Consider the following 25,488-nt stretch of genomic DNA (forward strand, 5'->3'; position numbering starts at 1 on the left):
ACGGCGATGAAGTGGCCCGGGCAATCTTTTGGTCACGGACAAGGCGACGCGGAACGACAGCGGAGCCGGACCGGCGCAGGAGACCGAACACCGGAAGTCCACGACGGGGGGCGCGAGATGAACACGCTGCACGGTATGAGCACCAACGCAGTCGCAGTCGTCACGCGTCTGCACGACGTGCACCGGGGTTCCGAGAAGTCCGGTGCCGTGAGCGGGCGGGGGTGCGCTCGCGGCACCGGGCGTCAGCACACCACCTTCATGACGGTGGTCGACACGGGGGAACAGGCGGCTCACGGGGGAGCCGCGTACAGGGAGGACACGGGGGAGCGTCGCTCGCTGAGCGAGGCGGAGTTCACCGCCTACGTCCAGGAGCGCCGCGCCTCCCTGTACGCAACCGCCTACCACCTCACCGGTGACCGCTTCGAGGCAGAGGACCTGCTCCAGAGCGCGCTGTTCTCGACCTACCGGGCGTGGGAGCGGATCAGCGACAAGGCCGCGGTCGGCGGATACCTCCGCCGGACGATGACCAACCTGCACATCAGCGCGTGGCGCCGCCGCAAGCTGAACGAGTACCCGACCGAGGAGCTGCCGGAGACGGCCGGCGACACGGACGCGATGCGCGGCACCGAGCTGCGCGCGGTCCTGTGGCAGGCGCTGGCCCGGCTCCCCGAACTCCAGCGGACGATGCTGGTCCTGCGCTACTACGAGGGCCGCACCGACCCGGAGATCGCGGAGATCCTCGACATCAGTGTCGGCACGGTGAAGTCCAGCATCTGGCGGTCGCTCCGCCGGCTGCGCGAGGACGAGGTCCTCAGCTTCGGCCGTGACGAGGAGGACGCCTTCGGGGAGCTTGTCGCCTGAGGGTGAACGGGGGAAGGGCCCGGCTCCGCTCAGGGGAGCCGGTGAACGGGGGAAATCGGGGGAAACACGGGGGAAGCGGTACCGGGGGGCCCGACGGGGGACGTCGAGGGAGCGGTACCGCGCCGGCACGGGGGAAGCACCACCCGGGGGGACACGGGGGAGCACCGAGGAAGCGGGGCTGGAGGGCCGGGGGGTCCATCCAGTCCCGCTTTCGCGTGCCGCCGGTGTGGGCGCGTCAGGCGGCCGTACGCGCCGTCGGGGTGCGGTGGCCCGCCGCCGCGGCCGCCAGGCGGCCCAGCGCCTCGTCGCGGTCGCAGGCGTGTGCCCCGAGCGCGGTCTGCCGGGCGACGATGGAGCGTTCGGCGCGCATCAGGCGCCAGCCGCGGCGCAACAGGAAGGGCACCGACTTGCGGCCCTCCCGCAGATCGCGCAGGAAGCGGCGGCGGAAGGTCTTCACCGGGCCGCGGCTCAGACACAGCGCGTCGGCCAGGACACCCAGTTCGCGGCACCGGTTGACGATCTCGGCGGCGAAGATGCCCTCCGCGATGAACAGCGGCGTCCGCCCGAACTCGATCGCGTCGGCGCCGGTGCGGGCGCTGAGCGAGAGGTCGTAGACGGGAACGTTCGTACGGCCCGTGCCGCACAGTTCCACGATCGAGGCGACGGCCGTGTCCGCGTCCCACGATCCGGGGTGGTCCCAGTCGATGTCGGAACTCCCCGCGACCAGCGGCAGCGTCGGGTCGTCGCCCTCCTTGTAGAAGTCGTCCAACCGCAGCACCGGGAGGCCGGAGCGGGCGGCGAGCAGGGACTTGCCGGAGCCGGAAGGGCCGCAGAGCAGCACGACTCGCGTCGGTATGGGCGAAGGGGAGGTCACGGGACACCAGTCTGAGGCATCCCCCCGGCCGTCAACGACCCCGCGGGTCGACTTTGAAGCGCGCGTCACACCTCAACTACCCTTCGTGTCGACCTGATCACCTTGCGCATCAGAAGGCGGCATCGCGATGGCCCGACACGCTTCCCCCCACACCTCCACCGGCCGGCGCGCCCTCGCCGCCCTCGCGACCGCCGGGGTGGCGCTGGGCGCCGGCGCCGGGACCGCCGCGGCGGCCACCGGCGAACCGGCCCTCGACCTGGTGCGGACCAAACCCACCTCGGTCGGTCAGCTCGACCCGCAGGCGGGGGTGCAGGGGGCGCTCGGCTCCCTGACGTACGTCACCGGCGCCGTGACCGGCCTCAAGCCCAACCCCCTCGCGGGCACCGGCGTCGACCCCCTGGACAACGGCGTCGGCACCCAGCTCGCCGACTTCAAGCCGCTGACCTCCCAGATGCTCACCGCGCCGGTGGCGCAGGCGCAGTCCATCGGCTCGATCCCGGTGCTGGGAGACGTGACGAAGGTGCTGGGCGGCTGAGGCCGGCCCGCACGGACGGAAGCCGCGCCGCCCCCGGACGGAGGGGTGGCGCGGCTTCCGCGTTCTGTGGGCCCGGTGACCTGCCTGGTACGACGAGCCCGAGGCGCCTAGTACGACGAGCCCGAGGCGCCCAGGGAGCCCGTGGGGTGCCAGACCGTCTTCGTCTCCAGGAAGGCCGTCATGCGGTCGGTGCCAGGAGTCGCCGTCCAGTCGTCCACAGGCTGTGGACGAAGAACGCGCTTCAGGTTGTCCGCCGCGGCGATCTCCAGCTCCTTCGCCAGCACGTCGTCGGCGCCCGCGAGGTCGATCGCGTTGACGTCCTGGTGGGCGGCGAGCGGCGCGGCGATCTCCGCCGTACGGCCGGAGAGGACGTTGACGACCCCGCCGGGCACGTCGGAGGTGGCCAGTACCTCGCCGAGCGACAGCGCCGGGAGCGGGGCGCGCTCGCTCGCGATCACGATCGCCGTGTTGCCGGTCGCGATCACCGGGGCGAGGACCGAGACCAGGCCCAGGAAGGACGACTCCTGCGGGGCCAGCACCGTGACCACGCCCGTCGGTTCGGGCGAGGAGAGGTTGAAGTACGGGCCCGCGACCGGGTTCCCGCCGCCCACCACCTGGGCGATCTTGTCGGTCCAGCCCGCGTACCAGACCCAGCGGTCGATCGTCGCCTCGACCTGCTCGGCGGCCTTGGACTTCGACAGCCCCTCGGCGTCGGCGACCTCGTGGACGAACTGGCCCTTGCGGCCCTCCAGCATCTCCGCGACGCGGTAGAGGATCTGGCCGCGGTTGTAGGCCGTCGCCCCGGACCAGCCGCCGAACGCCTTGCGCGCGGCGACGACCGCGTCCCGGGCGTCCTTGCGCGAGGACTGCGGTGCGTTGGCCAGCCACTTGCCCTTTGCGTCGGTCACCTCGTACACCCGGCCGCTCTCGGAACGCGGGAACTTCCCGCCGACGTACAGCTTGTAGGTCTTGAAGACGCCGAGTCGCTGCTGCTCGGTCTTGTCGGTCTTATCGGACATCGAGGTACGCCTCCAGGCCGTGGCGGCCGCCCTCGCGGCCGAAGCCCGACTCCTTGTAACCGCCGAACGGCGACGTCGGGTCGAACTTGTTGAACGTGTTGGACCAGATCACGCCCGCGCGGAGCTTGCTCGCCACCGCGAGGATGCGGGAGCCCTTCTCCGTCCAGATGCCGGCCGACAGACCGTACGGCGTGTTGTTGGCCTTGGCGACGGCCTCCTCCGGCGTACGGAAGCTGAGGACCGACAGGACCGGGCCGAAGATCTCGTCGCGGGCGACGGTGTGCGCCTGGGTGACGTTCGTGAAGAGCGTCGGGGCGAACCAGTAGCCGGAGGTGGGCAGTTCGCAGGCCGGGGACCAGCGTTCGGCGCCCTCCGCCTCGCCCTGCTCGACGAGCGAGGTGATGCGCGAGAGCTGCTCGGCGGAGTTGATCGCGCCGATGTCGGTGTTCTTGTCGAGCGGGTCGCCGAGCCGGAGGGTGGCGAGCCGGCGCTTCAGCGACTCCAGCAGCTCGTCCTGGATCGACTCCTGGACCAGGAGCCGGCTGCCCGCGCAGCAGACCTGGCCCTGGTTGAAGAAGATGCCGCTGACGATGCCCTCGACGGCCTGGTCGATCGGCGCGTCGTCGAAGACGATGTTGGCGCCCTTGCCGCCCAGTTCGAGCGTGACCTTCTTGTGCGAGCCCGCGACCTGCCGGGCGATCGCCTTGCCGACGGCGGTGGAGCCGGTGAAGGCGACCTTGTTCACGTCCGGGTGCGCGACCAGCGCGGCGCCCGCGTCACCGTAGCCGGGGAGGATGTTGACGACGCCCCGGGGCAGGCCCGCCTGGCGGCAGACGTCCGCGAAGAACAGGGCCGACAGCGGCGTCGTCTCGGCGGGCTTGAGCACCACCGTGTTGCCCGTCGCCAGCGCCGGGGCGATCTTCCACGCCAGCATCAGCAGCGGGAAGTTCCAGGGGATGACCTGGCCGGCGACGCCCAGCGGCTTCGGGTCCGCGCCGAAGCCCGCGTGGTCGAGCTTGTCCGCCCAGCCCGCGTAGTAGAAGAAGTGCGCGGCGACCAGGGGCAGGTCGGCGTCGCGCGTCTCCTTGATCGGCTTGCCGTTGTCCAGCGTCTCCAGGACGGCCAGTTCGCGGCTGCGCTCCTGGATGATCCGGGCGATACGGAACAGGTACTTGGCGCGCTCGGCGCCCGGCAGCGCGGACCACTTCCCGAAGGCCTTGCGGGCGGCCCGCACGGCACGGTCGACGTCCGCCTCGCCCGCCTGGGCGATCTCGGAGAGGACCTCCTCGGTGGACGGCGAGACGGTCTTGAAGACCTTGCCGTCGGCCGCCTCGGTGAACTCACCGTCGATGAACAGGCCGTAGGAGGGGGCGATGTCGACGACCGAGCGGGACTCGGGGGCCGGAGCGTACTCGAATGCGGATGCAGTCGTGGATGCCATGGTGATCAGTCCACCGTCACGTAGTCGGGGCCGGAGTAGCGGCCGGTGGCCAGCTTCTGACGCTGCATCAGCAGGTCGTTCAGGAGCGAGGAGGCGCCGAAGCGGAACCAGTGGTTGTCCAGCCAGTCCTCGCCCGCGGTCTCGTTGACCAGGACGAGGAACTTGATCGCGTCCTTGGTGGTGCGGATGCCGCCGGCGGGCTTCACACCGACCTGGACGCCGGTCTGCGCGCGGAAGTCCCGCACGGCCTCCAGCATCAGCAGGGTGTTCGCGGGCGTGGCGTTGACGGCGACCTTGCCGGTCGAGGTCTTGATGAAGTCGGCGCCGGCCAGCATGCCGAGCCAGCTCGCCCGGCGGATGTTGTCGTACGTCGACAGCTCGCCCGTCTCGAAGATGACCTTCAGCCGGGCGGCCGTCCCGCACGCCTCGCGCACGGCGGTGATCTCGTCGTACACCTTCAGGTACTTGCCCGAGAGGAACGCCCCGCGGTCGATGACCATGTCGATCTCGTCGGCGCCCGCGGCGACGGCGTCCCGGACGTCCGCGAGCTTCACCTCGAGGGCGGCGCGGCCGGCCGGGAAGGCGGTGGCGACCGAGGCGACCTTGACGCCTGAACCGGCGACGGCCGCCTTGGCGGTGGCCACCATGTCCGGATACACGCAGACCGCGGCCGTGGTCGGGGTCGTACGGTCGGTCGGGTCGGGGTGGACCGCCTTCACGCCGAGCGCCCGGACCTTGCCCGGGGTGTCCGCGCCTTCCAGCGTCGTCAGGTCGACCATCGAGATCGCGAGGTCGATGGCGTACGCCTTCGCGGTCGTCTTGATGGAACGGGTGCCGAGCGCGGCGGCGCGCGCCTCCAGGCCGACCGTGTCGACGCCGGGCAGCCCGTGGAGGAAGCGGCGCAGCGAGCCGTCGGACGCCGTGACGTCCGTGAGTGCGTCGGCTGCGGTAGGTGTATTGGTGGGCATGGTCACCAGACGAGCATATCTACGCGCGTAGCGGCTGTACACCCCGGCGGTCGCATCCGTGCTCGCCGTGAACGGCGGGGCCGCGGATGAGCGGGCCGGTGGGTGTCGGGCAGAATCGGGACCATGACGACCCCGGAAGACCAGCCCCCCGCGCCGCAGCCTTCGGCACCCGAGATCAAGGACCGCATCTACCGGTCGCCCGCGGGCATGGCCGGTGGCGTGCTGCTGCTGGGTCTGGTGGCCTGGCTCGGCCTCGACGCGATCTTCGTGGGCGAGGGGAGCACGCCCTGGCTGGCGCTCGCGACGCTGATCCTGGTGGTGCCGCTGATCGTCGCCTTCACGCTGCGGCCCGCCGTGTTCGCGGGCCGGGACCGGATCCGGGTGCGCAATCCCTTCCGGGTGATCGTGCTGCCGTGGGGGCAGGTGGCCTCCCTGCGGTCCGGCTACTCCAACGAGATCGTCGCGGCGTCGGGGAAGAAGTTCCAGCTGTGGTCCATCCCCGTCTCGTTGCGGGCGCGGAAGAAGGCGACCCGGCGGGAGTCCAAGGCGGCGGCGGAGCGGGCCGGGGGCGGCCGCGGCGGCCGGGACGCGGGCCTCGGCGGGCTCACCGGCCTGCGCGGAGGTTCGCGCAACGCCGGCCCCGCGGCGGACGGGCCCGTGCGCGCCGAGACCGACCGGGTCATGGACGAGCTGCGGGAGCTGTGGGAGACGAACGAGAAGGCGGCGACCGCACAGGGCGAGGTCACCGTCCGCTGGGCCTGGGAGATCCTGGGACCGGCGGTGGCGGGGGCCGTGGTGCTGGGGATTCTGCTGGCTGTGGGGTGAGGCGGGGTCGGCACGGCGGGGCGCGGTCGGCGCGGGGCCGCGGCGGGGGCTCGTTCGTGGTGCGTGGGCGCCTGGTGTCGCTTGTGGGACGTCGGGTGAGGGGTGCCGGGCGTTGCGAGGGGGGCGCGGGGTGTCGGGTGCGGCGCGGGGCGTCGGGCGTTGCGCGGGGCGTCGGGTGTGGCGGCCGGGGTGGGTCGGAGAACTGGTGGGTCGGTAGGTCGGGGGAGCGATGAGTACACATTCCGCTGAGGTTCTGCGGCTGCCGGACGGGGCGATACCCGAGGGGTGCCGCTCCTGGGACGCCGGGCAGGCGGCGCGCTGGACGCGCGGGCTGCCGCCGCGCTGGGTGCCCGTGCGGGCGCGGGAGTCCGTGTTCGTGGCGCTGCCGGTGGCGTCCGTGGCCGGTGCCGGTCTGCTGCACCGGTCCGGCGGGCTGCCCGCCTGGGCCGCCGCACTGGTCGCCCTGCACCTGGTGTGGCTGGTGCTGCGGCCCGAGGCGGCCCTCGTCCTCGCGCCGTTCGCCGTGGCCGTCGTGGCGGCGCAGGGGGACTCCGCCTGGCCGGTGCGGCTGGGACTGACGGTCGCGCTCGTCGGCGTCTGGGCGGCCGTGGGCCTGAGGCTGGCCGCGCGGAAGCGGCAGCGTGCGGCGGCGCTGGAGGCCGCCGGGGGAGTGACCGCCGGGGTGCCCCTGGCTCCCGGGGCCGCGCGCCGACGGGCGGAACGGGGCACCTTCCTGCTGTGGGCCGGGCTCGTCACGGTCGTCGCCGGTGGCGTCCTGTACGCCACCGCGGACCTCTGGGGACCGGCCGAGGACCGGCAGGTGGTCCCCGCGGCGGGCTGGTGCCTGGCCGGGCTGGGGCTCACCGTGCTGTACTCCGCGGCGCGGGCCCGCCGCCGGGCCGTCGGTCTGCGCCGGGCGCCCGTCCCGGTGCTGCGTGTGCTCGTCCGGGAGAACGCCGATGTCGAGACCGAGGTCTTCGCCGCCGACGACCTTGCCGCGCTGCGCCCCCTGTTCACGGTGTCCACCACCGAACTCGGCGGGCCCGCGGACGACGACGAGGAGGACGAGGAGGAGGACGACCACCGAGAGGACCACCCAGAGGACGACGCGGAAGGCGACGCCGAGGGTGACGAGAGCCTTCGGGAGCTGATCTCGCGGATCGACGCCGAGAGCGCCGGGCCCCTGCGGGAGGCCGTTCTGTACGGGTCCCCCTGCGACGGCGCCGAGGCCGTGCTCCTCGCGGCGGCCGACAAGGCCGGTGAGCCGCCGGTGGTGGAGGCGTCCGTGGGGCCCGTGCGGCCGGTGACGGGCCTCGCGTTCCGGCGCAGGGCCAGGGCCGAGCGGGGCAAGGCCCTCCGGGAGGCCCGGCAGGAGGAGCTGCGCGGGGCCGCCGTCGCGGTCGTCGTCGCCGAGCGGACCGGGAGCGCCGACCCCGTGACGGTGCGGCGGTGGCGTGCCGGATGGGCCGACTGGTGCGCGGTCGGGCTGGCGCTGCTGCTCGTCTTGGTCTACTGGGAGGACTCCGGGTGGTGGAGGTACGGCTACGGCCTGGCCGCCACCGCGCTCGCCGCCCTGATGGTGCCGCGCCGGATCGGCTGGCGGATCACCGCCGACCGCGAGGGCCTGTGGTTCAACGGCCTGGGCGCGGCCCGGCACCTCGCCTGGGAGCAGGTACGGGCCGTGGAGTGCCAGGGCGCCCGGCTGCGGATCCACGGCCGGCAGTCCTCGTTCGAGGAGTGGCGGGTGGCCTCGCTCCGCTGGCCCTGGCTGGAGGCCAGGTTCGGCCTGCTGCACCCGTACGAGCGGACGGCCGCCGAGATCACCGCGATGTGGCGGGACCCGCAGGCCCGCCCATCCGGTCCGGCCGACGCGCGCCGGCGCGGGCGCGCGCTGTGGCCGATCGGGGTCGTCGTCGGCGTCCTGGGCGCGGCGGCGGTGCTGTTCCTGCCGTGAGGACCGCCCGGCCCCGCGTGGGGCCCGGCCCGGGGGCGCGGGCCCCACGGGCCGGTGCTCCGCCCGCCGGGCCCGGCCCGGTGGCCTCGCGAGATCAGATACCGGCCGCCGCAGACAGGTCCCGCTTGATCGCGGTGAGCAGCTCGTCCGCCGTGGCGCGGGCCGCCGGGAGGTCGGCGTGGGCGGGGACCGGGACCACGACCTCCAGGTAGCACTTCAACTTCGGCTCGGTGCCGCTGGGGCGGACGATGACCCGGGCGCCGTCCAGTGTGTAGCGCAGCCCGTCGGTGGGGGGCAGGCTGTCCGTGCCCCGGGTGAGGTCCTCGGCCCGGGTGACGGCCAGGCCCGCGAGGGAGGCCGGGGGCCGCTCGCGCAGGCGCCGCATCGCGTCGGCGATCAGCGAGAGGTCCTGGACGCGCACCGAGAGCTGGTCGGTGGCGTGCAGACCGTGCTCCACGGCGAGGTCGTCGAGCAGGTCGAGGAGCGTGCGGCCCTCGGACTTGAGGGCGGAGGCCAGCTCCGTGATCAGCAGGGCGGCGGTGATGCCGTCCTTGTCCCGCACTCCCTCGGGGTCCACGCAGTAGCCCAGGGCCTCCTCGTAGCCGTAGCGCAGGCCGTCGACGCGGGCGATCCACTTGAAGCCGGTGAGGGTCTCCTCGTAGGGCAGGCCCGCCTTCTCGGCGATACGGCCGAGCAGGGAGGAGGACACGATCGACTCGGCGAAGGTGCCCCGCGCCCCGCGCCGGACGAGGTGCGCGGCGAGCAGCGAGCCGACCTCGTCGCCCCGCAGCATGCGCCAGTCGCCCTCGTGGGGCACGGCCACGGCGCAGCGGTCGGCGTCCGGGTCGTTGGCGATGATCAGGTCGGGGGCCGTCTCGCGGGCCCTGGCGAAGGCCAGGTCCATCGCGCCGGGCTCTTCCGGGTTGGGGAAGGCGACGGTCGGGAAGTCCGGGTCGGGATCGGCCTGCTCGGCTACGAGGACGGGCTCGGGGAAGCCCGCGCGGGCGAAGGCCGCCAGCAGGACGTCCTTGCCCACACCGTGCATCGCGGTGTACACCGTGCGGGCCGTGCGGGGGGAGTCCGGCGCGAGCACGGCGTCCGTACGGGCCAGGTAGGCGTCGAGGACGGCCTCGTCGAGGGTCTGCCAGCCGGTCTGCGGACGCGGCACGTCCGCCAGGGCGGCGATCGCGTCGATCTCGGCCGCGATCCCGGCGTCGGCGGGCGGCACGATCTGCGAGCCGTCTCCCAGGTACACCTTGTAGCCGTTGTCGCGCGGCGGGTTGTGGCTGGCGGTGACCTCCACGCCGGCGACCGCGCCCAGATGCCTTATGGCGAAGGCGAGGACGGGGGTGGGGAGCGGTCGGGGCAGCACGGCGGCCCGGAAGCCCGCGCCGGTCATCACGGCCGCGGTGTCGCGGGCGAAGTCCTCCGACTTGTGGCGCGCGTCGTAGCCGATGACGACGACTCCGCCGGTCCCGCCGGTCTTCGTGAGGTACGCGGCGAGGCCGGCCGCGGCCCGGATCACCACGGAGCGGTTCATCCGCATGGGCCCGGCGCCGAGCTCGCCGCGCAGGCCGGCGGTACCGAACTGGAGGGTCCCGCCGAAACGGTCGGCGAGTTCGGTGACGTCCTTGGCCTCGATGAGCGCGGCGAGCTCGTCGCGCGTCTCCGGGTCGGGATCCTCCGCGAGCCAGGCGTGGGCGCGGGCGAGGAGATCGTCGTGCACGGTGGTTCAGCCTCCGGTTGCGAGTCGGCGCCGGCCGGTGTCACTGGGTCCGTCCGGCGATCGGGGACGAGGCCCGTTCCCGGGTCGGAGCCGGGGGTCCGGGGCCACGCGGCCCCCGGGAACGGGAAGACGGCGCTAGAGCCGTCCGAGCACCTGGGCCAGCAGCGAGCCCATCCGCGTCGCGCTGTCCCGCCCGGCCTGGAGGACCTCTTCGTGGTTCAGCGGCTCGCCGGTCATGCCGGCGGCGAGGTTGGTCACCAGGGAGATGCCGAGCACCTCGGCTCCGGCCTCACGCGCCGCGATGGCTTCCAGCACGGTCGACATGCCCACCAGGTCCGCGCCGATCGTCCGGGCCATCCGGATCTCGGCGGGCGTCTCGTAGTGCGGGCCGGGGAACTGGGCGTAGACGCCCTCCTCCAGCGTGCCGTCGATCTCCTTGCACAGGGTGCGCAGCCGCGGCGAGTACAGGTCCGTGAGGTCCACGAAGTTCGCGCCGACGATGGGGGAGGTCGCCGTGAGGTTGATGTGGTCGCTGATCAGCACCGGCTGGCCGGGGCGCATGCCCTCGCGCAGGCCGCCGCAGCCGTTGGTCAGCACGATCGTCTTGCAGCCGGCCGCCACCGCCGTACGGACCCCGTGGGCGACGGCGGCGACGCCGCGGCCCTCGTAGTAGTGGGTGCGGCCCAGGAAGACCAGCGCCCGCTTCTCACCGATCTGGTAGGAGCGGATCTTGCCGCCGTGGCCCTCGACCGCGGGCGGCGGGAATCCGGGCAGCTCGGTGACCTGGAACTCGGCGTCGGGAGTGCCCAGGGCGTCGACGGCCGGCGCCCAGCCGGAGCCCATCACGAGGGCGACGTCGTGGGTCTCGGCGCCGGTCAGTTCGCGCAGTCGTGCGGCGGCGGCGTCGGCGGCGGCGTGCGGGTCGCCCTGGATGTCGTCCGGGAGGAGAGATGCGTTCACGCGATGAGGGTAGCCCGTTCCGGCCTACGCGCGTAGATGACAGAGCCCACGGGATGGCGATCGTTGTCTTGTCGTTTCCAACGAGGGCGCCCGGCGCCGGGCGGTCACTCGCCCGTGACGAGGATGTCCTTGTCGTTGAAGACGGTGTACGCAGTCCTGCCGGTCATCGCGCTCTCCCGTGCGTGTGCTGATGCGCACCGAGTCTAGAGTCGACCGGGCTCAGCAAGGCCTCTTGCGCAGCTCCATCACGTAATCGTGTGGTGCTCCCGCCGACTCCGCCGCGTCGGCGATCTCCCCCAGATAGCGGGCCGCGGGCAGCCCGCCCTCGTAGCCGTCCAGCACGAACATCCAGGCGGACTCCTCGCCCTCCATGGTCTGCACCCGTACCCGCGCCCGCCGGTAGATGCCGAGACCCACGCCCTCCCAGCGGTCCAGGGAGTCCTCGTCCATGGGGGCGACGTCGTACAGCGCGACGAAGACCTGCGCGCCGGGGTCGGCCGGATCCTCGACGACCGTCGCCAGCGCGCCCTCCCAGCCCAGCTGCTCGCCGCCGAACGTCAGCCGCCACCCGTTCAGCCAGCCGGTGGCGCGCAGTGGCGAGTGGGGAGCGCGGCGGGTCATCAGCCGCGCGTCGAGGTTGCCGGCGTACGCGGCGTAGAGCGACATGCAAGGAGAGTACGGCAGGCCGCGCACGCGTCACTCTCGTAACGGTGCCGACCCCGCGGCCCCCCGGGGCAGTACCACCGGCCCCGGTGCGGGACAATGGAGTACGTGACTCGGATCGTGATCATCGGTGGCGGACCCGGCGGCTATGAGGCGGCGCTGGTGGCCGCGCAGCTCGGCGCGGAGGTGACCGTCGTCGACTGCGACGGTCTGGGCGGGGCGTCGGTGCTGACCGACTGCGTGCCGTCGAAGACCCTGATCGCCACGGCCGAGGTGATGACCACCTTCGACTCCTCGTACGAGGAGCTGGGGATCATCGTCGCCGACGACACCCCGCCGCTGGAGCAGGCGGCCCGGGTCGTGGGCGTGGACCTCGGCAAGGTCAACCGACGCGTGAAGAGGTTGGCGCTCGCCCAGTCGCACGACATCACCGCCTCCGTCACCCGGGCCGGCGCGCGCGTGCTGCGCGGCCGTGGCCGGCTGGAGGGCATGCAGGCCCTCGACGGCTCGCGCAAGGTCGTGGTCAGCGCCGCCGACGGCACCGAGGAGACCCTCACCGCCGACGCCGTGCTGCTCGCCACCGGCGCCCACCCGCGTGAGCTGCCGGACGCCCAGCCCGACGGCGAGCGCATCCTGAACTGGACCCAGGTCTACGACCTCGGCGAGCTTCCCGAGGAGCTCATCGTGGTCGGCTCGGGTGTGACCGGCGCGGAGTTCGCCGGCGCCTACCAGGCCCTCGGCTCCAAGGTCACCCTCGTCTCCTCCCGCGACCGCGTGCTGCCCGGCGAGGACCCGGACGCCGCCGCCGTCCTCGAGGACGTCTTCCGGCGCCGCGGCATGAACGTCATGGCCCGCTCGCGCGCCGAGTCCGCCAAGCGGGTCGGCGACCGGGTCGAGGTCACCCTGTCCGACGGCCGGGTCATCACCGGCTCGCACTGCCTCATGGCGGTCGGCGCCATTCCCAACAGTGAGGGGATGGGCCTGGAGGAGGCGGGCGTCAAGGTCCGCGAGTCCGGTCACATCTGGACCGACAAGGTCTCCCGCACCACCGCCCCCGGTGTGTACGCCGCCGGTGACGTGACCGGGATCTTCGCCCTGGCCTCGGTCGCCGCGATGCAGGGCCGCATCGCCATGTACCACTTCCTCGGCGACGCGGTGGCCCCGCTCAACCTCAAGACCGTCTCCTCGAACGTCTTCACCGACCCCGAGATCGCCACCGTCGGCTACAGCCAGGCCGACGTGGACGGCGGAAAGATCGACGCCCGGGTCGTCAAGCTGCCGCTGCTGCGCAACCCGCGCGCCAAGATGCAGGGCATCCGCGACGGCTTCGTCAAGATCTTCTGCCGGCCCGGCACCGGGATCGTCGTCGGCGGGGTGGTCGTGGCGCCGCGCGCCTCGGAACTCATCCATCCGATCTCGATCGCCGTCGACAACAACCTGACGGTCGAACAGATCGCGAACGCGTTCACCGTGTACCCGTCCCTTTCCGGGTCGATCGCGGAGGTGGCGCGGCAGCTGCACACCCGGAAGACGACCGGCGAGGCCTGACGTCCGGTTCCGACTCCCCGCTGGTCGCGGGGAGTTGACGGTGCGTCGTCGCCGGGTCGCCGTACATGCGGGAGGCATAGGCGCCGGAAGTGGGCCCTATACCACTCCCCGTCCCCCTGTGCGAACAACTTCTACTATTCGGCGCAAAGAGCTGAAAGCAGACGGTCGTCCGCGTTACTGTCAGTTTCGTGTTCGCTGCAGAACGTCGTCAATTGATCCTCGAAATGGTGCGAGCGAACGGGGCCGTGTCGCTCCGTGAACTCGCCCGCGTCGTCCAGACCTCCGAAGTGACCGTACGGCGGGACGTGCGCGCACTGGAGGCAGAAGGACTCCTCGACCGCCGACACGGCGGTGCGGTATTGCCGGGCGGGTTCACGCGAGAATCCGGCTTTCCGCAGAAATCCCATCTCGCGACCGCCGAAAAGACCGCCATCGCGGACCTCGCCGCCAACTTCGTCGAAGAGGGCGAGGCCATCGTGGTCGGGGCGGGCACCACGACACAGGAGCTGGCCCGCCGGCTCGCCCGGGTGCCCGGACTGACCGTCGTCACCAACTCGCTGCTGGTCGCCCAGGCGTTGGCCCATGCCAACCGGGTCGAGGTCGTGATGACCGGCGGCACCCTGCGGGGCTCCAACTACGCCCTCGTGGGCAGCGGCGCCGAGCAGTCCCTCCAGGGACTCAGGGTGTCGCGGGCCTTCATCTCCGGGAGCGGGCTGACCGCGGAGCGCGGGCTGTCCACGTCCAACATGCTGTCGGCGTCCGTGGACCGGGCGCTGGTGCAGGCGGCCGCCGAGGTCGTCGTCCTCGCCGACCACACCAAGCTCGGCACGGACACGATGTTCCAGACCGTGCCGACGGACGTCATCACCCGGCTGGTGACCGACGAGCCGCCCGCGCACGACGACCGCGCGGCCACCGAGCTCCAGGCTCTGGCGGACCAGGGGGTGCAGATCGCCGTGGCCGGGGCGTCGGGGAGCCCGGGGGGTGACGCGGTCCCGGCGCGCCATCAGCAGCAGCGTCGGGACGTTCCGTTGCCCGCCCCGCGACGGGGCCAGGTGCCGGGCGCCGCCGCCGGCCTGCGGGCGGCCTCGATGCTGGGTGAGCAGGCTCCCGGCGGGGAGCGGGCGCGGGTCGCGGACCTGCGCCGTCGGTGACCTCGGGCGGTCGTCGGCGCGGGTGAGCCGGAGATCCGGCACGGGTGACCTGGGGGCTCCGCCCCCCCAGACCCCGGATCGGCCCTGAACGGGCCTCGTGCTCACGTTCCCCCGGGAGGGGGACCCCCAGACGGGCCGCATTCGCCGGCCGGTGCCGCGAAAGGCGAGAGCCGGACGGGCCGAGACGGCCGGACCGGCGCCGTGAACGCGGCGAGGCGCCCGGGGAGCGGGCGCCTCGACACGGTGAGCGGTGTTGCGCGGTGGGTCAGTCCTTGATCTCGCAGATCGCCGAGCCCGAGGTGATCGACGCGCCGACCTCCGCGCTCAGGCCCTTGACGGTGCCGGTGCGGTGCGCGTTCAACGGCTGCTCCATCTTCATCGCCTCGAGGACGACGATCAGGTCGCCCTCCTTGACCTCCTGGCCCTCCTCGACGGCCACCTTGACGATGGTGCCCTGCATCGGGGAGGCGAGGGTGTCGCCGGAGGCCATGGGACCGGACTTCTTGGCCGCGCGGCGCTTGGGCTTGGCGCCCGCCGCGAGGCCGGTGCGGGCCAGGCTCATGCCGAGCGAGGACGGAAGGGAGACCTCCAGGCGCTTGCCGCCGACCTCGACGACGATCGTCTCGCGGTCGGTCTCGTCCTCGGCGTCGGTGTCGGCCGGGGCCGAGAACGCCGGGATCTCGTTGACGAACTCGGTCTCGATCCAGCGGGTGTGCACCGTGAACGGGTCCTGGCTGCCGGTGAGCTCCGGCGCGAAGGCCGGGTCCTGGACCACCGCACGGTGGAACGGGATGGCCGTGGCCATGCCCTCGACCTGGAACTCCGCCAGCGCGCGGGCCGCCCGCTGGAGCGCCTGCTCACGGGTGGCGCCGGTGACGATCAGCTTGGCGAGGAGCGAGTCCCACGCCGGGCCGATCACGCTGCCGGACTCGACGCCCGCGTCCAGGCGCACGCCCGGACCGGACGGCGGGGCGAAGGTGGTGACCGTGCCGGGGGCCGGCAGGAAGCCGCGGCCCGGGTCCTCGCCGTTGATACGGAACTCGAACGAGTGACCGCGCAGCTCCGGGTCGCCGTACCCGAGCTCCTCGCCGTCGGCGATCCGGAACATCTCGCGCACCAGGTCGATGCCCGCGACCTCCTCGGTCACCGGGTGCTCGACCTGGAGGCGGGTGTTGACCTCCAGGAAGGAGATCGTGCCGTCCACACCGACGAGGAACTCGACGGTGCCCGCTCCGACGTAACCGGCCTCCTTCAGGATGGCCTTGGAGGAGGAGTACAGCTCGGCGACCTGCGCCTCGGACAGGAACGGCGCCGGGGCCTCCTCGACCAGCTTCTGGTGGCGGCGCTGGAGCGAGCAGTCACGGGTCGAGACGACGACCACGTTGCCGTGGCTGTCGGCCAGGCACTGCGTCTCCACGTGCCGCGGCTTGTCCAGGTAGCGCTCGACGAAGCACTCGCCCCGGCCGAAGGCGGCGACCGCCTCACGGACGGCCGAGTCGTACAGCTCCGGGACCTCTTCCAGCGTCCGGGCGACCTTCAGACCGCGACCGCCACCGCCGAAGGCGGCCTTGATCGCGATGGGCAGCCCGTGCTCCTCGGCGAACGCGACGACCTCGTCGGCGCCGGAGACCGGGTCGGGCGTACCGGCGACCAGCGGCGCGCCGGCCCGCTGGGCGATGTGCCGGGCGGCGACCTTGTCGCCGAGGTCACGGATGGCCTGCGGGGGCGGGCCGATCCAGATCAGACCCGCGTCCAGCACCGCCTGCGCGAACTCGGCGTTCTCCGAGAGGAAGCCGTAGCCGGGGTGAACGGCGTCGGCCTCGGACTCCCGTGCCGCGTTCAGCACCTTCTCGATGTCGAGATAGCTGGTCGCAGGAGAGTCACCGCCCAGGGCGAACGCCTCATCCGCCGCGCGGACATGCAGAGCGTCCCGGTCCGGGTCGGCGTATACGGCCACGCTCGCGATACCGGCATCCCGGCATGCCCGGGCCACGCGGACTGCGATTTCGCCACGGTTGGCGATGAGCACCTTGCGCACGATTGAGGCTCCCTCCTTGAAACAAGCCGAGTTTAGGGACTGCCGACACGACTCTTCGACCCGTCCCCAAAGGTGAGCTTGCCCACACGGAGCGTGATGCCAGGCTCACTCGACAGCGAAATCCCTTGTAGTACCGCCGTACGCAGCACTCCTCCGGCAAACCCTAGCCCTCTGATGTGGCCAAGGTCTCTGTGAGCACGTGCTGCGGCACACTCTGTTTCTTTGTGGAGTCCCTACGAATGGCCCAATGATTCTTTGCCGCGCGCAGAACCCTTGTCCCGGGGTTTACCCGTTAGTAGCGTTCAGGATGTTCCGAACGTACTTCAGGTAACAGCACCCTTGCTCGGGTCGGGGTCGAAAGTGGGTGGGACCGGTGGTGCGCAGACCGGTGGCGTGGATCGTGGCGGTCGTGCTCTTCGCGGAGGCGCTCGGCGTCGCCGCTGTGAACTGGTTCATGGGCGTCGTGGTGGACCGGCAGGACATGTCCCTGGCCGGAATGGACCCGGACGTCATGTCGACGTCCTCGAAGGTCGGCGGGATCCTCTTCGGGCTCTACTTCGGCCTGTGCGCCGTGGTGGCCCTGCTGGTGGCGCTGCGCGACCGCGCGCCCGCCGGCCTCGGCCGGGTGCTGCTGATCAGCGCCGCGGTCGTCCACGGCCTGCTGGGGGCCTTCGCGTGGGGTCTGCTGGGCTTGACGCAGTTCCTGTTCATGGTGGTCGTCCTGGCCCTGATCGTGCTGCTCCTGATGACCTACGACGCCCAGGCGCGGCCCGCCGCGGGGCAGCCGGAGGGCGGCAAGGGCGACGGGGACGGCCCGCCGGCCGCGCCGGCGCCGGTCACGCCTCCGACGGCGCCCACAACTCCGTGATCCCGACACCCAGTTGCGCCAACAGGCGGCGCACGAGGGGCAGGCTGATGCCGATGACGTTGCCGTGGTCGCCGTCGATGCCCTCGATGAACGGGGCCGAGCGGCCGTCCAGGGTGAAGGCCCCGGCGACGTAGAGCGGTTCGCCCGAGGCGACGTACGCCGCGACCTCCTCGTCGGTCGGCTCGCCGAAGCGCACGACGGTGGAGGCGGTCGCCGAGGTGTAGCGCCCGCTGACGGTGTCGTAGACGCAGTGGCCGGTCTGGAGGGTCCCGGCCCGGCCGCGCATCGCCTTCCAGCGCGCGGTGGCCTCCGCGGCGTCCGCCGGCTTGCCCAGCGCCTCGCCGTCCAGGTCGAGCACCGAGTCGCAGCCGATCACCAGGGCGCCCTTGACCTCGGGCTTCGCGGCCACGACGGAGGCCTTCGCCTCGGCGAGCGCTAGCGCCAGTTCGGCCGGGGTGGGGGCGGTGACGGCGTCTTCGTCGACCCCGCTCACGATCACCTCGGGGGCGAGACCGGCCTGGCGCAGCAGGTTCAGCCGGGCGGGGGACTGGGAGGCGAGGACGAGTCGGCGCATGCGATCAGCCTAGCGGCGCGGCGTGCTCTATCTGAGCCCCAGCACGATCATCGCCACGACCATGGCCAGCGCGAGAAAGAGGCCGAGTCTCCGCAGGCTCTCCTGCATCTCGCGGAGTTCCTCGGGGGGCTCGTTCTCGGGGTCGGACCACAGCATGCCGCCAGCGTGCGGCATGCCGGATTGACGGCGCCTGAGTACCCGTACTCAAGTTGCGGGCCCGCAGTCGTTCACCGGATGTTCGCTCGGCGTTCGACTGCGGGCCGACGGGGTCGGTCGCGCCCGCGCGGCGGGGCCGCGCTCGGCGGAGCCGCGCGCCGCGAGAAAAGGCCGGCGAGAAGGTGGGCGGTGCTCAGCTCGGCCAGTAGGTGCGGGTCCAGGACGCCCGGCCCGGGTGCGGGACCCGCTGTGCCGCGATGCGGGACGGGTCGGACCACGCGTCCCTCGGGGTGTCCGCGCCGGACGGGGCGGCCGCCGCCGCCGCGGCGCGGGCCCGGACCACCGCCAGGGCGGCGGCGAGCTCCTCGGGGGTCGGATTGCCCCGTACGACCTTGATCGTCACAGCGGCTCCTTAGAGGGGGATGTTGCCGTGCTTCTTCGGAGGGAGGGATTCCCGCTTGGTGCGCAGCTGACGCAGGCCGCGCACGATGTGCCGACGCGTGTCGGACGGCATGATCACCGAGTCGACATAGCCGCGCTCGGCCGCGACGTAGGGGTTGAGGAGGGTGTCCTCGTACTCCCGGATCAGCCGGGCGCGCACCGCCTCCAGGTCCTCACCGCTCGCCGCCGCCTCCGCGATCGTGCGGCGGTGCAGGATGTTGACCGCGCCCTGGGCGCCCATCACGGCGATCTGGGCGGTCGGCCAGGCCAGGTTGAGGTCCGCTCCCAGGTGCTTGGAGCCCATGACGTCGTAGGCGCCGCCGAAGGCCTTGCGGGTGATCACCGTGATGAGCGGGACCGTCGCCTCGGCGTACGCGTAGATCAGCTTGGCGCCGCGGCGGATGATGCCGTCGTGCTCCTGGTCGACGCCGGGCAGGAAGCCGGGCACGTCCACGAAGGTGACGACCGGGATGTTGAACGCGTCGCAGGTGCGGACGAAGCGGGCCGCCTTCTCCGAGGCCGTGATGTCCAGACACCCGGCGAACTGCATCGGCTGGTTGGCGACGATGCCGACCGGGTGGCCCTCGACCCGGCCGTAACCGGTGAGGATGTTCGGCGCGAACAGCGCCTGCGTCTCGAAGAACTCGGCGTCGTCCAGCACATGCTCGATCACCGTGTGCATGTCGTACGGCTGGTTGGCGCTGTCCGGGACGATGGAGTCCAGCTCCAGGTCCTCGTCGGTGACGGACAGGTCCGCCTCCTCCGGGAACACCGGGGCCTCGGAGAGGTTGTTGGACGGCAGGTACGACAGCAGCTGCTTGACGTACTCGATGGCGTCCTTCTCGTCGCCGGCCATGTGGTGCGCCACGCCCGACACCGCGTTGTGGGTGCGCGCGCCGCCCAGCTCCTCGAAGCCGACGTCCTCGCCGGTGACCGTCTTGATGACGTCCGGACCGGTGATGAACATGTGCGAGGTCTGGTCCACCATCACCGTGAAGTCGGTGATCGCCGGCGAGTACACCGCGCCGCCCGCGCACGGGCCGACGACCAGGCTGATCTGCGGGATAACGCCGGACGCGTGCGTGTTGCGGCGGAAGATCTCGCCGTACGCGCCCAGCGAGGCGACCCCCTCCTGGATCCGCGCGCCGCCGGAGTCGTTGATGCCGATGACCGGGCAGCCGGTCTTCAGCGCGAAGTCCATGACCTTGACGATCTTCTGGCCGTAGACCTCGCCGAGCGCTCCGCCGAACACCGTGAAGTCCTGGGAGAAGACGGCGACCGGACGGCCGTCGACCGTGCCGTAGCCGGTGACGACGCCGTCGCCGTACGGACGGTTGTTCTCCAGGCCGAAGTTGGTGGAGCGGTGCCGTGCGAACTCGTCCAACTCGACGAACGACCCCTCGTCGAGGAGCAGCTCGATCCGCTCACGGGCCGTCAACTTGCCCTTGGAGTGCTGCTTCTCGACGGCACGCTCCGAACCGGCGTGCGTCGCTTCCTGGATGCGGCGCTGGAGATCCGCGAGCTTGCCCGCGGTCGTGTGGATGTCGATCCCTGGGATCTCGTGGCGCTCTTCCGGCTCGGACATCGGGATGTGGCTCCCTGCCTGCTCAAAAGGGGGGACGGTTACTCATCCGTAGAGTAGTGCTGGCCCTGGGGATCGGCAGTGCGGCATTCAACACACCTAGGGTGGCTTGCATGACACCGCGAGATGCAGCAGACGACGGCGGCGGCCGGTGGTCCGATCTGGACCGTCCGCCCCTCAACGCCCCGGCACTGCGCCGGGCGCTGGTACGGGAGGGCGGGCTGTGGTCGCGCGTGGACGTGGTGCAGAGCACCGGTTCCACCAACTCCGACCTGGTGGCGGCGGCCGGCGCGGGCAAGGCGGCCGAGGGCGCGGTCCTCGTCGCCGAGGAGCAGACCTCGGGGCGCGGCCGGCTGGACCGACGGTGGACCGCGCCCCCGCGCTCCGGGCTCTTCTTCTCCGTGCTGCTCACGCCGGCCGAGGTGCCGGTGGCCCGCTGGGGCTGGCTGCCGCTGCTCACCGGGGTGGCCGTGGCGACCGGCCTGGCCCGGGCCGCGGGCGTCGACACGGCACTCAAGTGGCCCAACGACCTCCTGGTGACCGTCGGGGGAGAGGAACGCAAGGCGGGCGGCATCCTCGCGGAGCGGGCCGGGCAGGAGGCCGTGGTCATCGGTGTCGGCCTCAACGTCACGCTGCGCGCGGACGAGCTGCCGGTGCCCCAGGCGGGATCGCTGGCCCTCGCCGACGCGCTCACCACGGACCGGGACCCGCTGCTGCGGGGTGTCCTGCGCGCGCTCGAGGAGTGGTACGGGCGCTGGCGGACGGCCGGCGGCGACCCGGCGGCGAGCGGTCTCCAGGAGACGTACGCGGCCGGGTGCGCGACGCTGGGACGAACGGTACGGGCCGAGCTGCCGGGAGACCGGTCGATCGTCGGCGAGGCGGTCGCGGTCGACGGGGACGGACGGCTCGTGATCGCCACGAAGGAAGGGGTACAGGAGCCGGTGGGCGCGGGGGACATCGTGCATCTGAGACCGGCGTGACCCGGACGCCGGGCGGCCTCGCCCCGTCGAACCGGACGGAGTGAGCTGGCGCACACCTGCCGTAGAGTTGAGGCCGGTCGATACCTGACCGCGGAAGATCGGAAGGGCAGCAGGCGTGACCGTCGACGACACGGGCTCCGGCGCGGGCGCGGACGGCCGGGGAAACCTGCCGTCCGCCGAACCCGTCGATCCGGGCGACCCCGGAGAGGACCCGCATCCTCTCGCCCTGCGCCTCGAACAGCTCATCCTCGGCGCCGAGCGGCGCTACACCCCGTTCCAGGCCGCCCGCAGCGCCGGTGTCTCCATGGAGCTGGCGTCGCGCTTCTGGCGGGCCATGGGCTTCGCCGACATCGGGCAGGCCAGGGCCCTCACCGAGGCCGACGTCCTCGCCCTGCGGCGCCTTGCCGGCCTCGTGGAGGCCGGGCTGCTGAGCGAGGCGATGGCCGTGCAGGTGGCACGGTCCACCGGGCAGACCACCGCCCGTCTGGCGGAATGGCAGATCGACTCCTTCCTGGAGGGGCTGACCGAACCGCCCGAGCCCGGGATGACCCGCACCGAGGTCACGTATCCCATCGTCGAGCTGCTGCTGCCCGAACTGGAGGAGTTCCTCGTCTACGTCTGGCGCCGCCAGCTCGCCGCCTCGGCGGGCCGGGTCGTGCAGGCCGCCGACGACGAGGAGATGGTCGACCGGCGGCTGGCCGTCGCCTTCGCGGACCTCGTCGGCTTCACCCGGCTGACCCGGCGGATGGAGGAGGAGGAACTCGGCGAACTCGTCGAGGCCTTCGAGACGACCGCCGCCGACCTGGTCGCCGCGCGCGGCGGGCGGCTGATCAAGACGCTCGGCGACGAGGTGCTCTACGCGGCCGACGACGCGGGCATCGCCGCCGACATCGCGCTGCTGCTCGTCGAGACGATGAGCAACGACGAGACGATGCCGGAACTGCGCGTCGGCATGGCCTTCGGCACGGTCACCACCCGGATGGGCGATGTCTTCGGCACGACGGTCAACCTGGCCTCCCGGCTGACCTCGATAGCCCCCCGGGACGCGGTCCTCGTCGACAGCGCCTTCGCCGAGGAACTGATCCGCACCGGCGACGCCCCGGCCTCGGAGGCCGAGGCGGCCGAGGAGGCGGCGGCCGCCGAGAAGGAGGGCGAGGAGCCGCCGAAGTACCGCTTCGCGCTCCAGCCGATGTGGCAGCGGCCGGTGCGCGGCCTCGGTGTGGTCGAGCCCTGGCTGCTGACCCGCCGCAACGACGTCGACGGCTAGGACGGGCCCAGGGCGCGTCCGTTACCGGGCGGGCTCGGTCCGGGGCCTCGGTACGGCGGCCCCGAGGGGGTCCACGCACAGGCCGATGACGGGAACGCAGACGCCCGGCCGACGTGGATCGTCGGACTGCTCCGGCTGGGGCGCGGGTGCGGCCGTGGTCGGGGCGGGGGCCGGTGCGGCCGGGGGCGACGTGGGTCGCGGTGCGGCGGTCCTCCCGGGCGCCGGGGCGCGGGGCGCGGGTGCGGCCGGGGTGTAGGTGGCGCCCGGGGTGAGCGAGACGGACGTCGGCGCGCCGGGGACGCCCGGGACCAGGCTCGCCTCGGGGGCCGGTGTGGCGCTCGCTCCGCCCATCGCGCTGGGCGCGGTCGGTGAGGGCATGACGGCGGCGGACGGGCCGGCCGGGCGGTCGGTGCCGGTGCCGGTGCCGGTGTCGGCGGCGGGAGTGTCGTCGGTGCCCGCGACCGGTTCCGGCCGGGGTTCCGCCTCCGCCGTGCCGTAACCGCCGGCGCCACCCGGGTCGGGGGTCAGCCGGACGAGACTCAGCACCCCGGCGGCCAGCGCGAGGCCGCCGGCGGCGAACAGCACCTTGCGGGGACGGGGACGGCGGTGCCGCCCACGCGGGCGCGGCAGCCACGGCGCGCCGGTCTCACCGGACGCCGCCTCCTCCCGCGCAGCCGTCTCGTACGGCCCGGTCCAGGTGCTCACCGGTGTGCTCGTCATCGCGTTCTCTCCCCGGTGCGGTCGCGCCCCCGATGCGCCGGGGCGGACGCACGTTATGCGCTCCCGTGCCCGATGCGGGCGGAGTTGGGCGTCATGTCACTCGAACGGGTTCACGGGCCTGGAATCCGGGGGCGTGGGCTCCGGGCCGCTCTTTCGTCTCCCGGCCCCGGCTGGGATGATCGGGCGAGCGTTGTTAACCCGCGTTAACCGGAGGGTGTCGTGAGCGGTGTCGGGAACGGTGTCATGAGCGAGGAGAGGTTCGGGGAGTTCGTCCTGGTACGGCGGCACGGGGACGGCGGGCACGTCGCCGAGCTGGTCCTGGACCGGCCGAAGGCCATGAACGCCGTCTCCACCGACATGGCCCGGTCGATCGCCGGCGCGTGCGCGGCGCTGGGCGGGGACCGGGACGTACGGGTCGTGGTGCTGACCTCGACGCACGAGCGGGCGTTCTGCGTCGGCGCCGACCTCAAGGAGCGGAACTCCTTCAGCGACGCCGAGCTGCTGCGCCAGCGGCCGCTCACCCGCGCCGCCTACACCGGGGTGCTCGAGCTGCCCGTGCCCTCGGTCGCGGCGGTGCACGGCTTCGCGCTGGGCGGCGGCTTCGAACTGGCCCTGGCGTGCGACGTGATCGTGGCCGACCGTACGGCCGTGGTCGGGCTGCCCGAGGTGTCGGTGGGCGTGATCCCCGGCGGCGGCGGTACCCAGCTGCTGCCGCGCCGGGTGGGGGCGGCCCGGGCGGCCGAGCTGGTGTTCAGCGCCCGCCGGGTGGAGGCGGCCGAGGCGCGGGACCTGGGGCTGGTGGACGTCCTGGTGGAGGAGGGGCGCGACCGGGAGGAGGCGCTGGCGCTGGCCGCGCGGATCGGTGCGAACTCGCCGGTGGGCCTGCGGGCGGCGAAGCGGGCGCTGCGGCTGGGGCAGGGGCTGGACCTGCGGGCCGGGCTCGAGGTCGAGGACGCGGCCTGGCGGTCGGTGGCCTTCTCCGGGGACCGGGCGGAGGGCGTGGCGGCCTTCAACGAGAAGCGGAAGCCGCAGTGGCCGGGCGAGTGAGGGAGCGGGGAGCGGGCGACACGCGACCGGAGGTGCGCTCATCACTCTCCGTGCCTCTTCGGTGTCCCCTTTCGGGCTGAATGTCCCTAGCCTGGGGAGATGGGTGAGGACAGACGCCTGGTGGCCGTGGTGGCGCTCGCGCAGGGGATGGCGGCGGCGCACACCCCTCGCGAGTCCTGGCGCGCTGCCGCGCTCGGTGCCTGCCGGGCGCTGTCCGGGGGGTTCGCCGCGCTCTCGGTGTGGGAGCGGGACCTCGGGCGGCTGCGCGTCCTGGTGAACGTGGGGGAGCGGGCCGCGGGCGAGGACGAGTTCCCGGACGGCGAGGCCTATCCGGTGCACCAGTTCCCCGAGATCACCGAGTTCCTGCACGAGCGCTGGGTGGCCGGCGGCGAGCCCAACGCCTGGGTGGAGACGGCCCAGGGCCCCGCCGCCGGGCGCCCCGGCTACTGCCATCAGCGCGTCGCCGCCCTGCGGCGCCGGGGCCGGGGCTCCTGTGTGGTCGCGCCGATCGTGCTGCACGGCCGCGCGTGGGGCGAGCTGTACGTCGCCCGGCCCGTGGGCACCCCCGTCTTCGACCGGGCCGACGCCGACTTCGCCACCGTCCTCGCCGCCGTCGTGGCCGCCGGACTGGCCCAGACCGAGCGCCTGGAGGAGGCCCGCCGGCTCGCCTTCACCGACGCGCTCACCGGTCTGGCCAACCGTCGCGCCGTCGACGTACGGCTGGAGGAGGCGGTCGAGCGGCACCGCGCGGAGGGGGTCGTCGTCAGCCTCGTGGTGTGCGACCTCAACGGGCTGAAGCGGGTCAACGACACCCTGGGGCACGCGGTCGGGGACCGGCTGCTGGAGCGCTTCGGGTCGGTACTGTCGCTGTGCGGGGCCATGCTGCCCGGAGCGCTGGCCGCCCGGCTCGGCGGCGACGAGTTCTGTCTGCTGGCCGTCGGTCCGCCCGCCGACGAGGTCGTCAAGGTCGCCGACGACCTGTGCCGACGGGCCGGGGAGCTGGAGCTCGGCGAGGGGGTGGCCTGCGGGGTCGCCTCCACCGAGGACCCCATCGGGCCGGTGTCCTCCGCCCGCAGACTGTTCCGGCTGGCCGACGCCGCCCAGTACCGGGCGAAGGCGGTGCGCGCCGCCCGGCCGGTGGTCGCCGGGCGGGAGGGGCCCGACGATCCCGTCGTACGCCTCGCCGACGAGCCCTCCCACGAGCGGCCCGGGGAGCGCCGGCGGTTCCGCGGCCGACGGTGAGGATGTGATCTGTTCGGTAAGGGGTGAAGCCGGTACCCACTGGTG

At 72.9% G+C, this 25,488-nt stretch carries 24 protein-coding genes; 11 read left to right on the forward strand and 13 right to left on the reverse strand.

What is annotated here, in order from left to right; genetic code table 11:
* Positions 1–117 precede the first annotated feature (117 nt).
* Positions 118–861: a SigE family RNA polymerase sigma factor gene (locus tag AOQ37_RS02525; RefSeq protein WP_062640634.1), complete on the forward strand. Its 744-nt coding sequence runs from the start codon at positions 118–120 to the stop codon at positions 859–861.
* A gap of 235 nt (positions 862–1,096) precedes the next feature.
* Here AOQ37_RS02525 and AOQ37_RS02530 read toward each other — a convergent pair whose 3' ends face one another.
* Positions 1,097–1,804 (reverse strand): uridine kinase, encoded by a 708-nt coding sequence (locus AOQ37_RS02530; protein WP_078889946.1) that lies wholly within the window; start codon positions 1,802–1,804, stop codon positions 1,097–1,099.
* A gap of 58 nt (positions 1,805–1,862) precedes the next feature.
* Here AOQ37_RS02530 and AOQ37_RS02535 point away from each other — a divergent pair, with 58 nt between their 5' ends.
* Entirely contained in the window at positions 1,863–2,270 is a 408-nt protein-coding gene (locus AOQ37_RS02535; protein WP_062640638.1) for a hypothetical protein, read from the forward strand.
* A 107-nt stretch (positions 2,271–2,377) separates the two neighbouring features.
* Here the strand turns inward: AOQ37_RS02535 and AOQ37_RS02540 are convergent, their stop codons facing one another.
* Genes AOQ37_RS02540 through deoC form a run of 3 tightly spaced genes read right to left on the reverse strand, consistent with a single transcriptional unit; the run spans position 2,378 to position 5,698 of the window.
* Positions 2,378–3,289: an aldehyde dehydrogenase family protein gene (locus AOQ37_RS02540; protein WP_062640640.1), complete on the reverse strand. Its 912-nt coding sequence runs from the start codon at positions 3,287–3,289 to the stop codon at positions 2,378–2,380.
* Positions 3,279–4,730 (reverse strand): aldehyde dehydrogenase family protein, encoded by a 1,452-nt coding sequence (locus tag AOQ37_RS02545; protein ID WP_062640641.1) that lies wholly within the window; start codon positions 4,728–4,730, stop codon positions 3,279–3,281. Before AOQ37_RS02545 ends, AOQ37_RS02540 begins: the two co-directional genes overlap by 11 nt.
* Positions 4,731–4,735: 5 nt before the next feature.
* Positions 4,736–5,698, reverse strand: a complete 963-nt coding sequence (deoC, locus tag AOQ37_RS02550) for a deoxyribose-phosphate aldolase (protein WP_062640643.1) — start codon at positions 5,696–5,698, stop codon at positions 4,736–4,738.
* Between the two features lie 123 nt (positions 5,699–5,821).
* Between deoC and AOQ37_RS02555 the strand changes: the two genes are divergently transcribed.
* Entirely contained in the window at positions 5,822–6,523 is a 702-nt protein-coding gene (locus AOQ37_RS02555) for a PH domain-containing protein (RefSeq protein ID WP_062640644.1), read from the forward strand.
* A 229-nt stretch (positions 6,524–6,752) separates the two neighbouring features.
* On the forward strand, positions 6,753–8,477 hold the full coding sequence (locus tag AOQ37_RS02560) for a hypothetical protein (RefSeq protein ID WP_062640646.1): 1,725 nt from the start codon (positions 6,753–6,755) through the stop codon (positions 8,475–8,477).
* A gap of 94 nt (positions 8,478–8,571) precedes the next feature.
* Here the strand turns inward: AOQ37_RS02560 and AOQ37_RS02565 are convergent, their stop codons facing one another.
* The 3 genes from AOQ37_RS02565 to AOQ37_RS02575 form a co-directional block, all read right to left on the reverse strand.
* On the reverse strand, positions 8,572–10,203 hold the full coding sequence (locus AOQ37_RS02565) for a phospho-sugar mutase (RefSeq protein WP_062640648.1): 1,632 nt from the start codon (positions 10,201–10,203) through the stop codon (positions 8,572–8,574).
* A gap of 135 nt (positions 10,204–10,338) precedes the next feature.
* Complete coding sequence (locus AOQ37_RS02570) at positions 10,339–11,163, reverse strand: purine-nucleoside phosphorylase (RefSeq protein ID WP_062640650.1); 825 nt, start codon at positions 11,161–11,163, stop codon at positions 10,339–10,341.
* A gap of 219 nt (positions 11,164–11,382) precedes the next feature.
* The gene (locus tag AOQ37_RS02575; RefSeq protein ID WP_062640652.1) at positions 11,383–11,829 is read right to left on the reverse strand and encodes a gamma-glutamylcyclotransferase family protein; all 447 of its coding nucleotides are present in this window, start codon (positions 11,827–11,829) and stop codon (positions 11,383–11,385) included.
* Positions 11,830–11,925: 96 nt separating this feature from the next.
* Here AOQ37_RS02575 and AOQ37_RS02580 point away from each other — a divergent pair, with 96 nt between their 5' ends.
* Together AOQ37_RS02580 and AOQ37_RS02585 are read left to right on the forward strand one after the other, a co-directional pair.
* Positions 11,926–13,374, forward strand: a complete 1,449-nt coding sequence (locus AOQ37_RS02580) for an NAD(P)H-quinone dehydrogenase (protein WP_062640653.1) — start codon at positions 11,926–11,928, stop codon at positions 13,372–13,374.
* Positions 13,375–13,562: 188 nt separating this feature from the next.
* A complete protein-coding gene (locus tag AOQ37_RS02585) occupies positions 13,563–14,528 on the forward strand; it encodes a DeoR/GlpR family DNA-binding transcription regulator (RefSeq protein WP_078889947.1) in 966 nt (321 codons plus the stop codon).
* Between the two features lie 265 nt (positions 14,529–14,793).
* Here AOQ37_RS02585 and AOQ37_RS02590 read toward each other — a convergent pair whose 3' ends face one another.
* Positions 14,794–16,566: an acetyl/propionyl/methylcrotonyl-CoA carboxylase subunit alpha gene (locus AOQ37_RS02590; RefSeq protein ID WP_062640655.1), complete on the reverse strand. Its 1,773-nt coding sequence runs from the start codon at positions 16,564–16,566 to the stop codon at positions 14,794–14,796.
* Between the two features lie 364 nt (positions 16,567–16,930).
* Between AOQ37_RS02590 and AOQ37_RS02595 the strand changes: the two genes are divergently transcribed.
* On the forward strand, positions 16,931–17,434 hold the full coding sequence (locus AOQ37_RS02595) for a hypothetical protein (RefSeq protein ID WP_199824916.1): 504 nt from the start codon (positions 16,931–16,933) through the stop codon (positions 17,432–17,434).
* Here the strand turns inward: AOQ37_RS02595 and AOQ37_RS02600 are convergent.
* The 4 genes from AOQ37_RS02600 to AOQ37_RS02610 form a co-directional block, all read right to left on the reverse strand.
* The gene (locus AOQ37_RS02600) at positions 17,403–18,008 is read right to left on the reverse strand and encodes a Maf family protein (RefSeq protein ID WP_062640657.1); all 606 of its coding nucleotides are present in this window, start codon (positions 18,006–18,008) and stop codon (positions 17,403–17,405) included. The two genes, AOQ37_RS02595 and AOQ37_RS02600, sit on opposite strands and share 32 nt — an antisense overlap.
* Positions 18,009–18,035: 27 nt before the next feature.
* Positions 18,036–18,164 (reverse strand): morphogenic membrane protein MmpB, encoded by a 129-nt coding sequence (gene mmpB, locus AOQ37_RS41745; protein ID WP_267887997.1) that lies wholly within the window; start codon positions 18,162–18,164, stop codon positions 18,036–18,038.
* A 193-nt stretch (positions 18,165–18,357) separates the two neighbouring features.
* Positions 18,358–18,567 (reverse strand): acyl-CoA carboxylase epsilon subunit, encoded by a 210-nt coding sequence (locus AOQ37_RS02605; RefSeq protein ID WP_062640658.1) that lies wholly within the window; start codon positions 18,565–18,567, stop codon positions 18,358–18,360.
* Between the two features lie 9 nt (positions 18,568–18,576).
* Positions 18,577–20,190, reverse strand: a complete 1,614-nt coding sequence (locus tag AOQ37_RS02610; protein WP_062640660.1) for an acyl-CoA carboxylase subunit beta — start codon at positions 20,188–20,190, stop codon at positions 18,577–18,579.
* A 110-nt stretch (positions 20,191–20,300) separates the two neighbouring features.
* On the opposite strand from AOQ37_RS02610, the gene AOQ37_RS02615 reads away from it, so the two are divergent.
* Complete coding sequence (locus AOQ37_RS02615; protein WP_062640662.1) at positions 20,301–21,167, forward strand: biotin--[acetyl-CoA-carboxylase] ligase; 867 nt, start codon at positions 20,301–20,303, stop codon at positions 21,165–21,167.
* Positions 21,168–21,282: 115 nt separating this feature from the next.
* On the forward strand, positions 21,283–22,434 hold the full coding sequence (locus tag AOQ37_RS02620) for an adenylate/guanylate cyclase domain-containing protein (protein WP_062640664.1): 1,152 nt from the start codon (positions 21,283–21,285) through the stop codon (positions 22,432–22,434).
* A 21-nt stretch (positions 22,435–22,455) separates the two neighbouring features.
* Here AOQ37_RS02620 and AOQ37_RS02625 read toward each other — a convergent pair whose 3' ends face one another.
* The gene (locus tag AOQ37_RS02625) at positions 22,456–23,154 is read right to left on the reverse strand and encodes a hypothetical protein (protein WP_234436769.1); all 699 of its coding nucleotides are present in this window, start codon (positions 23,152–23,154) and stop codon (positions 22,456–22,458) included.
* 243 nt (positions 23,155–23,397) lie between these two features.
* Between AOQ37_RS02625 and AOQ37_RS02630 the strand changes: the two genes are divergently transcribed.
* Together AOQ37_RS02630 and AOQ37_RS02635 are read left to right on the forward strand one after the other, a co-directional pair.
* Complete coding sequence (locus AOQ37_RS02630; RefSeq protein ID WP_062641400.1) at positions 23,398–24,201, forward strand: enoyl-CoA hydratase/isomerase family protein; 804 nt, start codon at positions 23,398–23,400, stop codon at positions 24,199–24,201.
* A 99-nt stretch (positions 24,202–24,300) separates the two neighbouring features.
* Positions 24,301–25,443 carry a GGDEF domain-containing protein gene (locus tag AOQ37_RS02635; protein WP_062640666.1) on the forward strand — a complete coding sequence of 381 codons (1,143 nt, stop codon included), beginning with the start codon at positions 24,301–24,303 and terminating at the stop codon, positions 25,441–25,443.
* The last annotated feature ends 45 nt before the right edge of the window (positions 25,444–25,488 follow it).

The sequence above is a fragment of the Streptomyces maremycinicus genome, from assembly GCF_001184025.1.
Taxonomy (GTDB): Bacteria; Actinomycetota; Actinomycetes; order Streptomycetales; family Streptomycetaceae; genus Streptomyces; species Streptomyces maremycinicus.